The sequence below is a fragment of the Enterococcus sp. BWT-B8 genome, assembly GCF_020567625.1.
GTDB lineage: Bacteria > Bacillota > Bacilli > Lactobacillales > Enterococcaceae > Enterococcus_L.
Genome location: NZ_JAJDJV010000012.1, coordinates 1 through 13,225, shown reverse-complemented (window position 1 = coordinate 13,225; position 13,225 = coordinate 1). Strand labels below are relative to the sequence as shown.

At 38.6% G+C, this 13,225-nt stretch carries 8 protein-coding genes and 1 pseudogene; 5 read left to right on the top strand and 4 right to left on the bottom strand.

Features of this window, described 5'->3' with window-relative positions:
* Positions 1 to 151 precede the first annotated feature (151 nt).
* The 4 genes from LI951_RS11405 to LI951_RS11390 form a co-directional block, all read right to left on the bottom strand.
* A complete protein-coding gene (locus LI951_RS11405) occupies positions 152 to 1,393 on the bottom strand; it encodes a peptidase U32 family protein (protein WP_202066227.1) in 1,242 nt (413 codons plus the stop codon).
* A 132-nt stretch (positions 1,394 to 1,525) separates the two neighbouring features.
* Positions 1,526 to 2,446, bottom strand: coding sequence for a peptidase U32 family protein (locus tag LI951_RS11400; protein ID WP_229442262.1), 921 nt, complete (start codon positions 2,444 to 2,446; stop codon positions 1,526 to 1,528).
* Between the two features lie 276 nt (positions 2,447 to 2,722).
* Entirely contained in the window at positions 2,723 to 5,212 is a 2,490-nt protein-coding gene (locus LI951_RS11395) for an ATP-dependent Clp protease ATP-binding subunit (RefSeq protein WP_202066223.1), read from the bottom strand.
* 3 nt (positions 5,213 to 5,215) lie between these two features.
* Entirely contained in the window at positions 5,216 to 5,683 is a 468-nt protein-coding gene (locus tag LI951_RS11390; protein WP_202066221.1) for a CtsR family transcriptional regulator, read from the bottom strand.
* Between the two features lie 174 nt (positions 5,684 to 5,857).
* On the opposite strand from LI951_RS11390, the gene LI951_RS11385 reads away from it, so the two are divergent.
* The 5 genes and pseudogenes from LI951_RS11385 to LI951_RS11365 all read left to right on the top strand — a co-directional run bounded on the left by LI951_RS11385 (position 5,858) and on the right by LI951_RS11365 (position 12,384).
* Positions 5,858 to 6,322: a MerR family transcriptional regulator gene (locus LI951_RS11385; protein ID WP_202066219.1), complete on the top strand. Its 465-nt coding sequence runs from the start codon at positions 5,858 to 5,860 to the stop codon at positions 6,320 to 6,322.
* A complete protein-coding gene (locus tag LI951_RS11380; RefSeq protein ID WP_202066217.1) occupies positions 6,309 to 6,980 on the top strand; it encodes an MBL fold metallo-hydrolase in 672 nt (223 codons plus the stop codon). The genes LI951_RS11385 and LI951_RS11380 overlap by 14 nt, the downstream gene beginning before the upstream one ends.
* 1,455 nt (positions 6,981 to 8,435) lie before the next feature.
* Positions 8,436 to 9,425, top strand: a complete 990-nt coding sequence (locus LI951_RS11375; RefSeq protein WP_229442261.1) for a LacI family DNA-binding transcriptional regulator — start codon at positions 8,436 to 8,438, stop codon at positions 9,423 to 9,425.
* Positions 9,426 to 9,592: 167 nt separating this feature from the next.
* Positions 9,593 to 10,978 (top strand): annotated as a pseudogene (locus LI951_RS11370) (sucrose-specific PTS transporter subunit IIBC); the annotation flags it as partial.
* Positions 10,979 to 11,001: 23 nt separating this feature from the next.
* The gene (locus LI951_RS11365) at positions 11,002 to 12,384 is read left to right on the top strand and encodes a glycoside hydrolase family 32 protein (RefSeq protein ID WP_229442259.1); all 1,383 of its coding nucleotides are present in this window, start codon (positions 11,002 to 11,004) and stop codon (positions 12,382 to 12,384) included.
* The last annotated feature ends 841 nt before the right edge of the window (positions 12,385 to 13,225 follow it).

Here is a 13,225-nt window from a genome sequence, read left to right as displayed (position 1 = left end):
TGTAGAAGCAAGCTCTTGTGGGTAAGAATTTACAAAAATTCTTACCATAACTGCTTCTGCGATTACTCGTCACATGGAGAAGCTTTGGGACAATCTCCTCATAATTCACCTAAAATACAATAATTATGTCCGCTGATCCCAGCATATTCTCTTATTTCTTTTTCCGAATCATATCTCCAACTGAAACCGGCTGAGCAACAGGCATCGTAACAAGCATCATTGGATTCGGTGCCCTGTCAATTGACTCACCATCTTCATTGTACATTACTTCCACCGTTTGATAGAAATGATTGAACCCCGGGCCATAAAATTCGATCTCATCTCCTACACTGAAGTGATTACGTTGTCGAATTGTCGCTGTTTTTGTTTCGGAATCATAGCCCATTACTTCACCAATAAACTTATATTCAGGAATTTTTCGGCGCGGGCCAAACAACTGCTCTTCTTCACTGGGGGTATGATAATAAAATCCTGTGGAAAGCTCCCTTTGTGCAACTTTCCATAGCTCATCCACCCATTCCTGTTTGCATTCATAATTTTCGGGGTCTTCCATATAGGAATCCACCGCCTTTTTATATACATTAGCAACAGTAGACACATAATGAATAGACTTCATGCGTCCTTCGATTTTAAAACTGTCTACACCATTCTCAATCAGCTCTGGAATATGCTCAATCATGGTCATATCCACCGCACTCATTGAAAATTCTTCTTCAACTGCACCGCTCTTGGTCAGGCTTCGACGTTCTGTGCCAAAGGGCATATCATACAAGTCATATTTCCAGCGGCAAGACTGTGAACAGCCGCCTCTGTTTGCGTCTCTCATTGACATATGATTCGACAGAGTGCAGCGTCCTGAATAAGAAATGCACATCGCACCATGAATAAATGCTTCAATTTCCACATCTGTATTTTTACGAATTTCAGCAACTTCTGCCATGGATACTTCCCGAGCCAGAACTACACGCTCCAGCCCTTCATTTTTCCAAAATTCTAGTGTCTCATAATTTGTAGCGGAAGCCTGTGTTGAAAGATGGATCGGCAATCCGGGAGCCTCTTCTGCACATATCTCAATTAATGCCGGATCGGAAACAATTACCGCAGAGATTCCCAAGTCTCTAAGCTCACGGAAAAACTCTCCAGCTCCTTCTTCATTTCCTTCGTGGGTGACCATATTTGCTGCCACATACACTTTGGCATTGTATTCTCCGGCAAAAGCCACACCCTCCTGCATCTCTTCATAGGTGAAATTACCGGCACGGCTTCTGAGCCCATACGCATTTCCACCGATATATACAGCATCCGCTCCATAACGGATTGCAACTTTTAATTTTTCCAGCGTCCCGGCTGGTGCCAGCACCTCGGGACGCTTCAATGTTCGTTCTTTTTCCATCTTCCTCTGTTCCTCATTTCTCTTAATCTTAATAATTAATTTGACCGCTGTGTTTCTGCTGATCGCTCTGTGAATGGCCAGTTAGCTATGTGCTTTATTGTGAATCCTTTAATTACGCTGACTGCAATTGTTTTATCTGATAGCATCCGGATCTAAGTGGAAAAAGCCTTCATCAAGTCCCCTGTTTTCAGGATGAAGTTGCTGAATTTGTTCCTGTATCTGTTCAGCCTTCTCTATTGTCCAGTTTCCGCTTTCTAAACCTTCTTTCGCCTCTACAAACAGCTTTGCAACCTTAACAAAATTTTCTCCCGGGGCATAAATTCCATCCAGCTTCCATGTTTTGTACCCATAGTCATATAATTTATCCAGCTCTAATATCATACTGATGTCATTATCTGCAAAAATATGCGTACCATGACTATCTTCATAAATCGAATAGTGGGTTTCTTCTTTTTTAGGTTCGGATAAAAACAAGCCCCGCTCTTTCCCTTTTTCTTCTGAAGCCTGAATATAATTGTAATAGTTCTGCAAAAGAGGCCGTTTAGATTGGTGGATACAAGTTGCACCATATACCAAAACCTCCGCAGGAACCAATAACTGTTCCGACATATTCATCATCTCTTCAAAAGGAACTTCCCGAGCCAGAACTGCACCTGCAGCTCCTCTTTTTGCCCAGAAATTAATCTGTCTTGAGCTTGTAACCATTGTTTCCCCATCATAAATAAATGGAATATCGATTTTTTCTTTCTGCAGCGTGTAAATCACACCCGGATCACCGACAGTCAGCTGGTCAACCCCTATTTCTGCCAGAAAGTGCAAATACTCAGGAACATGCTTCATCTTATCCGGATGCATAATTCCATTAACTGCTGCTATCAGGCGCTTTCCAGCGGTATGTGCCAATTCTGTAATTTCTTTTTGTTCCTCCCGTGAAAACGAAGCCGGCAGTCTCAACCCAAATGTCTCCTCACCAATATATAATGTATCCACGCCTGCTTTCAACAGTAACTCCGCCTGTTCAACAGACTCTGCTGTTGCTATAATTTCAATCATTTTGCTGCCTCCTTCAACGACTGTTTCATAGTATCACAGGTTCACAAACTTTCCAATAGAGCTCAGCGTTTTCTTCCTCTTTTCACAAAGAATTTTAAATTGCCGGAAAAACGTATATACATAAATCCTCTATATTTCCCTGAAAACTTTCCAGCCTTTAAATACTGGTATTGATTCTATCCGCTCAGAAAAAAGCCGAAATAAGAGATTGTGCCCCTTAATCCAGCTTATTTCTCCAGATAGAACAGTTAACTTCTGCTCCATCTGTTTTTATTCTTAAATTGTTTGTAATTCTTTCTTTTCTTTCGGGGCTTTCACACTTAACGTAATTTTTCCTTTGCTTGCACCAATCGTTACTTTATCACCCAAGTGCACCTGACCAGACAGCAACGCTTCACTTAAGCGATCTTCCACTTCTTTCTGCAGTGCCCGACGGATAGGTCTTGCACCATATTCAGGATCAAAGCCGACTTTTCCGATGGCATCGATTGCAGCAGCAGTAATCTTCAGATAAACATCCTGCTCAGCCATTCGGGTAATAATCGCCTTACTCATAATTTTAACGATTTTGTGAATCTCCTCCTGATCCAGCGAACGGAAAACGATTGTTTCGTCAATCCGATTCAGGAATTCCGGACGGAATGCTTTCTTAAGCTCTTCCAAAATTCGTTTCTGCATAGCATTGTGGTCTTTCGTCAAATCAGCTACATTAAAACCTACATTTTTTTCTTCACGGATAGCTGTTGCACCAATATTTGATGTCATAATCAAAATGGTATTTCTAAAATCAACTTTTCTGCCTTTTGAATCCGTCAAGTGACCATCATCCAAGACCTGAAGCAAAATGTTGAAAACATCAGGATGGGCCTTTTCCACTTCATCCAGAAGAATTACTGAGTAAGGTTTCTGGCGAATTTTTTCTGTCAGCTGGCCGCCCTCTTCATAACCTACATAGCCTGGAGGCGAACCGATTAAACGACTGGTACTGTATTTTTCCATGAACTCGGACATATCTACTCGAATTAGGGCATCCTCACTGCCGAACATTGTCTCAGCCAGAGCTTTTGCCAGCTCAGTCTTACCAACCCCAGTTGGGCCTAAAAACATGAATGAACCAATTGGACGGTTTGGATCTTTTAACCCGCTTCTTGCTCTTCTAATTGCCCTTGAAACAGCACGCACTGCATCATCCTGTCCCACAACCCGATTATGAAGAATAGCTTCCAACTCCATCAGCCGCTCGCTTTCCTTTTTCTCCAGCTGCTGTAAAGGTACCCCTGTCCATTGAGAAACTACCGAAGCAACATCTTCTTCCGTCACCTTATTCGTATAGCCGGACGCTTCTTTTTGTTCAAGAAGCAGCAGGTTTTCCAGTTTTTGCATCAGTTTTTTCTCTTTTTGGCGCAGACGGGCTGCACTTTCAAAGGATTGCTCCTGAATGGCTTCTTCCTTTTCATCTGCCAGTTCCTGAATCTCACTGCGAAGCGCATTGACTGCGGACGGTTCATCTGTCAAATCCAAACGGACTTTGGCAGCAGATTCATCCATCAAATCAATTGCCTTATCCGGTAATTGACGCGAATTAATATAACGAACAGATAATTGAACTGCTGCATGCAGTGCACCATCTGTAATTTCCACGCCATGATGTGCTTCATATCTGGAACGCAGTCCCTTTAAGATTTCAACTGCTTCTTCCGGTGTGGGTTCATCAACAAGAACACGGGCAAACCGTCTTTCCAAAGCAGAGTCTTTTTCAATATACTTCTGATACTCATCTAATGTTGTTGCCCCAATTGTCTGTAATTCTCCACGAGCTAAAGCAGGTTTTAAGATGTTAGATGCATCAATTGCTCCTTCTGCTCCTCCGGCACCAATCAAGGTATGCAGCTCATCAATAAATAGAATAACCTGACCATCCTGATAGATTTCATCAATTACTTTTTTCAGTCGATCTTCAAATTCACCGCGATATTTTGTTCCAGCTACCAGTGCGCCCATATCAAGCATCATCAGTCGTTTATCCTGCATCGTCTGAGGAACTTCCCCGTTCACAATTTTTTGAGCTAATCCTTCTGCAATTGCCGTTTTACCAACTCCGGGCTCACCGACCAGCACTGGATTGTTTTTTGTACGTCGACTCAAAATCTGAATAAGCCTTCTCACTTCACTTGATCGCCCAACAACTGGGTCAAGAGTGTTTTCTCTCGCCAGCTTCGTTAAATCTCTCGCCAATGAATCAAGAGTCGGAGTTCCGCCTTTTTGAACCGATCCGCCTTTTTGATTTTTTCGCTTGTTGCCGGACATGGCCATCTGCGGATCATTGATTCCGATTTTTTTCATCAGCAGCTGGCGAATTTTAACCAGACTTAAGCCTAGATTTACCAGAATTCGTGAAGCTAGAATATCTTCATCTCTTAACAAACCCAGCAGTAAATGCTCCGTACCAATATTTGGAGCACCCAACCGCTTTGCTTCTTCACCTGAGTAAGCAAAAATTTGTTTTGAACGAGGAGAATAAGGTAAATAGATACCTTTGGGATAAGATTTTACAACCCCATAACCTACCAGATGTTCAATTTCTTCTCTCACTTCATTTTTATCAACATTTAACTGGCGCAGTGTTTTTCCTGCAATTCCATTCGATTCAATGATCAACGCCAACAGCAAATGCTCTGAACCTACCGACTGATGCCGAAAATATTTTGCTTCTTCCTGTGCAATAGCTAAAACAGCCTTGGCACTTTCTGTAAATAACTCATCCATAGTTTATTCCTCCTCATAGCTCAGACGTTCTAAAAAAGAACACATTAACTGAGCCCGTAAAAATTCTTCATTTGCACCAAATTTTCCCAGCACATTTTTTCCTAAAGCGGCAAGCATAATATTTCCTTCCCGTTTTGTAATAACTTCTTCCTCATATAATTTCTGCACAAAAGTCAGTGCATCTTTCTCTGACAGCTGATCACCGATAAATTTTTCAATCTGATCCAACAGTTGTGTACTGTCTGACAAATGAACCTTAGCAATCCGAATATATCCGCCTCCGCCCCGCTTACTTTCAACCGCATAACCACGCTGAATCGTAAAACGAGTGTTTATTACATAATTTATCTGGGAGGGAACACAGTTAAACAAGTTAGCCATTTCTGCACGACGAATTTCAATTTTATTGCTTTCCTCTAAAATCTTTTTCAAATACGCCTCAATCAAATCAGAAGTGTTCTGATTATTCATCATATCCATCCTTCTCCCTTGACTATTACTGACCATAATTATATCGAATTTGAAACAGTAAATAAAGAAGAAAGCTTATACTTTACTGAAAATAAAGCTTTTCCTGACAAATTATTTTCTCTGTTGACTGTGGAGTTTACTTCAATGTTATGATAAATGCAAGGAGGATTTACTATGAAGACTATGTGGACAATTAATGAAGCGGCTAAAATGACTCATTTATCAAAGGACACAATCCGTTACTACGAAAAAGAAAAACTGATTTTTCCTGAAAGAAAAGATAATAATTACAGATTCTACTCCCAAAATGATTTGTTAAAATTAAAATACATTGTTGTTATGAAATACGCTCATTTCTCACTAAAAGAAATCAAAGCCTTTCTAATTCTTTTTGATCAGGAGCTATCAGAAGCATGCAACTTGGAAGGTCAGAAGCTTCTAAAAAAGAAAATCACTGATCTGGAAAAAACCATTGTACATTATCAGTCAATTCTGGATCTTTTAAAACAGATTCCTTATCCGGAAAATTTTCAGGAGCTACTCAAGTATTGGCAAAAGAACAATGCTGTTCATTTTTTAGATCATTTTATTGAGGTTGTTTTTGAAGAGATTAAGGAGGAAGCTGATGAAAATTATTAGGTACCCGCAGACATACTCACTTCAACTGATTACTATGCCCAGGATATTTCCAATAAACTGTTATATTATCCTGGAAAACGATTTCTGCACACTGATTGACTGCAGCAAAAACGGACAAGCGAAGTCCATCATTAAAGCCATTGAAGAAACCAATTTGCCATTAAAATACATCGTCATTACCCATGCTCACTCGGATCATACGGGGGACCTCACCAAAATAAAAGATCATTTCCCCCAAGCAAAAATATGTATTGGCAGAAAAGAATTTGAGGATAGTTCTAATCATGTAAAAAATATAAATATGCCGGTTCAGCCAGATCTTCTGCTGGATGAATGCAGCAGCATCGGCTCTTTGTCAATATATGAAACACCCGGTCATACTAACGGTTCTATCTCTTTAATTGATAGACGAAATGATTCTGCCTATGTTGGGGACCTTCTTCAGACAAGGGGAGGACTGGCAATTTCAGGTGATACACGCTGGCTCTTTCCATTCCCTGCGTTGGCAACGAACAATAGAAAGGAAGCAATTCAATCTGTAAAAAAATTAACCCAACAGACTCAGCTGAAACAAATTTTTTGCGGACACGGAGCAGCGGTTACTTATAATGAAGCGATATTCGAATCGATTATTCAGCGGGCAGAAAACAACCTGTAATTTGGCTTTTTTTAAACTAACAATATGAAAGGATTTAGCCTCTGAACAAGAAAAATATAAGGAGAGATTGTGGCATTCATATGTCCTGAACCCTTAAGAGCGAATAAACAGTCTTCCAGTCTTTATATTAATGGCTTCTCTTTCTGGAATGAATACTCGCTAATTCATTTGACTATCATACGTATATCCTTCTACTAAAAAATCTGACAAAAGTGGAACTGACAACTTGAGGCGAACAATAACTGCTTCGAGGATCAGAACGGAATCCTTCAAGGGACTGTGACAAAAGTATGTCTGAGATCCTTAAAACCGAATAAACGGTGTTCCAGTCTTTGTATGATTCGAGCATTCGAAGAAGCGTAGGAGCAAGTTCATACATGCCCCCCAGACATGCTTCGAGGATCGGAACGAAGTCCTTCAATTCTTAATGGCTTTGCCATTTAGAAAGTGATGAGATCAGAACGAAGTATAGTGCAGTGAAAAATATAGACATGGAAGCGACAAGCTTTTTGTTACCTGCGGTTACTGGGTACATTTTAGAACCTTCCAGTGCAACGAGTAATCTCAGGAGCAATGTTTGTATGTCTCAAATAACCGTCAAAGAAATTTCTTTGACAATAAGATGAAATTTTTGATAATTACTATTTTATAAAAAATAGGTGTTTTATCGTGGAACACTCATTTCAATTCAAGTCATAGTACAAGGGCTTCTCCAATTACTCGAAGCATAGCAGAATGTCTTCTGCCAACTTTTTGAACCGAAGCCTTTTTTCCTTGCTGTCATTTTCAAAGATAATGTCAATCAACTGATCTTTCCACAACCCAATCATTATATTTTCATTGATTTTCTCTTTTGTCTCTTTCTGACTCTGATTTAAATGACTCTTCATATCCTGAACCATATTGTAAACAAATCCTCAGGCTAAAAAATTTTGATAGACACAAGTTAAGCCTCTGCCCGAAACCTGTTTCATTTTTAATTTGTTTTTTATTATCTGCCAGAGTTTCTCGATTTCCCAGTACTTATTATAGAGTTCAAGAATTTATTCTCTCATGATTGTTGCTGGAAGATTAGTCATAAATGCATTCATTTAACCATTTTCCAATGGAATTGGAATCATATTAATCATTCTTCCCCTATTCACTTCAAAGTCCATTGCCTGTTCAGACTCACCCATTTCATTGTTCTCAAACATAAATACGTAACAATAAACGTTGATCCCCTCCTCCTCAATCTGTAAAACAAAACGTTCACTAATTTTTGAAACTAATACAGAAAATCATTGAACTAACAGTATTTTGAAATGTATTTCATTTGTTTAGAAGACAGCTTCTGTAACTACTGATATAATAGAGCATTTAGTGAAAAATAGGTAAATTCAAAATTGTATTCTTGTTGATTTACCCAGACTTTTGAATTATTGTAAAGATAAGCTACTTTTATGGAGGTAATTTATGATTACTATTAAAGGAATTGCAAAAGAAGCCGGGGTTTCAAAAAGTACAGTTTCCCGCTATCTCAATAACGGCTATGTAAGTAAAGAAACTGCTGAAAAAATTGAAAAAATTATACAAAAACATAATTATAGTCCGAACGAATTCGCCCGTAATCTAAAATCACAGAAAAGTAATTTTACAGGTGTTATCTTACCACGAATTAATTCTCCATCAGCTATCAGCACTTTAGTTGGTCTTGAGCGGAAAGAGCGCGAGTATGGTCGCCAGCTGTTGATGGTTAATACAGAGTTAAATATAAATCGGGAAATTGAGAGTTTACATAATCTGGAGCAGAATAAAGTTGCCGGCATTATCTTAATGGCAACAGCTATTACTGAAAAGCATATAGAAACAATTAAGACTTTAAAAGTACCGGTTTTGGTTTTAGGACAAGAAGATGAACGAATTACTTCTTTAACTCATGATAATTATCAGGCGGGTATATATTTAGCTGAAGGCTTACTTCAATTTGGACATCAGAAGATTGTTTACGTGGGAGTTACTGAACAGGATATCGAGGTTGGTGTGAAAAGAAAATCAGGAGTAATTGCCGGATTCTCTCAACTAAAGGGAATACAGCTCACTTTTCTGGAGACAGGTTTTGAAGTGGAAGATGCATTTCATCTGGGATATGAAGAGTTTCAAGCTCCACAGGGAAGTCTTTATATTGCGGCTACAGATAATATAGCCATTGGTTTGATGAAAGCGGCACACAGGCTGGGAATAACGATAGGGGAAACAGTTTCAGTTGCTGGCTTTGGGGGGTATTCTATTGGAGACTATGTTTATCCATCTTTAACTACCATTGACTTACATCATGAGAGGTTGGGAGCACTTGCTTCAGATTGTATGGAAAAGCTGATTTATCGAGAAACAATAGACTCTATTCCTGAAATTCCTATAGACTTGTTGTATCGGGATAGTGTCGGTTATTTTAAAAATAAATAGATGGATCAGAAGCGATAAGCAACTGCAGGAGAAACTGCGGTACCTATCGCTTCAAAATTTTGATTGACATATTAATGAAAAGCAGTTATTCTGATGAAAAAGGGAACGGTTCCACATCTTTGAATCGAATGTGGGAACGGTTCCATATTAAGGAGGAAGAAAGAAAGATGGAAAATCGTGAGATTGCAAAAGCAGTTATTGAAGCAATAGGAGGGGCTGGAAATATCAGGAGCACCGCTCATTGTGCGACACGTTTAAGGCTTATGGTGAATGATGAATCGTTGATTAATAAAGAAAAGGTGGAGTCAATTGACAAGGTAAAGGGAGCATTTTTTAATTCGGGACAGTATCAAATTATTTTTGGAACAGGAACGGTAAATAAAATTTATGATGAAATAACTAAATTAGGGGGCAATGAATCATCAAAGATTGAAATAAAAGATGAAGCTGTTGAATCCAGAAATTGGTTCCAGCAAATGTTGAGAACTTTTGGGGATGTTTTTGTACCGATTATTCCTGTTTTAGTTGCAACCGGTTTGTTTATGGGCTTGAGAGGGTTATTGACACAACCACAGATACTGGCTGTTTTGGGTACAACACCTGAAGCAATTAATCCAAATTTTTTATTATATACACAAATTTTGACAGATACAGCTTTTGCCTTTTTACCAGCATTAATTGCCTGGTCAACATTTAAGGTATTTGGAGGAAGTCCTGTTATTGGGATTGTTTTGGGTCTGATGCTGGTAAATCCGGTTCTGCCTAACGCATATGCAATCGCCGACGGATCAGCTGACCCTCTCATAATAGCAGGCTTTATTCCAATTGTGGGTTATCAGGGGACTGTTTTACCTGCATTTATTGCCGGTGTTCTGGGTGCTAAATTTGAAAAATCATTAAGAAAAGTAATTCCTGATACATTGGATCTTTTAGTAACACCAGTTCTTACATTACTAGTAATGAGTCTGCTGTCTTTAATGATTATAGGACCGATTTTCCATTCAATGGAAACAGTGGTGTTGAATGCTACTGAGTGGATTTTAGATTTGCCATTTGGTTTGGCAGGATTAATAATCGGATTCTCCCACCAGCTAATTGTAGTAACAGGAATCCATCATATTTTTAATTTCTTAGAAGTGCAGCTGTTGGCAAATACAGGTGCTAATCCATTTAATGCGATTATAACCTGTGCAATAGCAGCACAGGGGGGAGCAACTCTGGCTGTAGCTGTTAAAACCAACTCTTCTAAATTAAAAGCTTTGGCGTTTCCATCCGCTTTATCTGCATTTTTGGGGATTACTGAGCCAGCTATTTTTGGTGTGAATCTTCGTTATGTAAAACCGTTTATCATGGGACTGATAGGAGGGGCAGCAGGTGGTTTTACAGCAAGCTTAATGAGCTTAGCCGGAACAGGCATGTCAATAACTGTAATTCCGGGAACATTGCTTTATTTAAATGGTCAATTAATTCAGTATGTATTGGCTAATTTGGTTTCAATAGGAGTTGCCTTTGCATTAACTTACATGTTTGGATATAGTGATAAATTAAGAGAAGAAAAGTTGGGGGTGTTGAATTTTTGGATGAACAAACTGAAAAAATAGACTATTCATTAGGCTATCATATTTTCCCAAAGAAAGGATTATTAAATGATCCAAATGGTTTAATCAAATTTAAAGGATTCTACCATGTGTTTTATCAGCTAAACCCTCAAAATACAACACATGAAAATAAATGCTGGGGGCATGCTTATTCAGTTGATTTAATTCATTGGCAACAAGCGGAAATCGCTCTGTTCCCTGACAAATGGTTTGATAAAGATGGTGTTTATTCGGGAAGTGCAGTTGAATATCAGGAAAAATTATATGTGTTTTATACAGGAAATGTGATTGATGCTACCGGAATAAATCTCAGTTATCAATGTATGGCTGTATCAGAGGATGGTTTTACATTTAGAAAAATTGGCCCGATTTTCCCTCACCCTAAAGGCTACACACGTCATGTTCGTGATCCGAAGGTTTGGTACGATCCTGAACAACAGGGCTGGTACCTGTTATTGGGTGCTCAAACCAATGAAAAACAAGGAGAAGCATTAGTCTACTTTTCCAAAGACTTAATTGAGTGGGAGGGACCTAGACTATTTCTGAGAGCCGGTGATGAACGTATCCTTGAACAAAACGGGTATATGTGGGAATGTCCTGATTTGCTTCACTTTGAGGAGCAGGATATCTTTATTTATTCACCTCAAGGAATTGAAGAAGGTGACATACACTATAAAAATTTGAATCAGACTGTTTATCGTAGTGGAAAATTTGAAAACGGCATATTTTCAACAGACATGGACATGCGCGAGATTGACTGGGGATTTGATTATTATGCTCCTCAAAGCTTTAAAGCAGATGGGCGAGTACTTTCTTTGGGCTGGATGGGTTCAATGTTTCCTGAACAGGAGACAACGGTACCTACGATAGAAGAGGGGTGGCTGCATATGCTGACAATTCCCAGAGAGCTGACGGTTAAAGACGATCACTTGATTCAGCGACCAGTTGCAGAGTTGCAGCAGCTAAGAACTGCAGAAACAAAATTTAATGTTCAAAATGAAATCTTTACATTTCCAAATTGCCGATTAGAGCTGCTTTCAGAAAATTATCAGGGGTTCTCAAACTTTTCTTATTGTATAAATGACAATCTATATTTTAACTATGATGCATCCGAAAAAAAGGTACAGTTAAACCGTTTAAATTGGTTCAATGGAGAGATTGAAGTTAGGGAACTAATTCTGGATGAGCCTCTATACCAGTATCAATGGTATTTAGAATCTACTTCCAGTGAATTGTTTTTGAATGAAGGAAAGCATGTTGCTAGTGCCCGCTTTTTTCCAAAAACATCAGCAGCAACTATTACCTTCTCCAGTGAAAAGATAAATGAAATCTTGATTTATGAGTTGGCAAAAGTAATGTGAAAATATGAAAGTGATAGCATATGTATGGTTTAATAGAAGCTGGTACTACTAAATTATTTTTCATGGTTAACGATGAAAAATTTAAGCTACTGGAAAGGATTGGTTTTCCGACAACTACCAGTACAGAATCCATCTCAGTCAGTTTATGAAAAAAATCATCTACACTTGTTTTGAGATGAAGAAAATAACTGTCATTGGTTTAGCTCTATATTAAATCACTGGTACCGTATAAAACAACAAATGTTTCCCAGAAAAAGAGAAGAGAGAAAAGAAGTGTTTAAGCCAAGGTATGGCTGAACACTCTTTTTTTCGGCTCTATAATTTATGGAACTGATGAGCCAGAGTGGTGAACTACCCGTCAAGAGGACAGTGAAATAATTAAAGATTTTGAAAGCTACTCTTCGATTTATGAAGGGTAGTTTTTTGCTTTATTTGAAGAAACAACTGTCGCACTATCATTTGACTGTTGTATAAGTTTTATCTGATAAATAAGTTCAATTTATCAGATAAAACTTATACAAGAACTTAAGCTGCTTTGTAGTACTGGTTATGGTATTCTATTGGTGTCAACACTTGTAATTTTCGCTGGTAACGACCATTTATTGTCCTAGAGAGGTAGCGCATACCAGAGATGATTCATCAGTCCCATAGTCCCATTATTCAAATGGTAAGATTGAGGCGAAAAATACTTTTATATAATTGGTTTCACTAAAAAAAGGGCTCTATAATTTATTGGACTGATAGAAAAAAATCTATCGGTCCTATTTTCTCATTAAAAAACAAGGAAGACACACAACATTTCCGCTAGAATAGAATCACCACAAAACCAACTAGAAAGGAA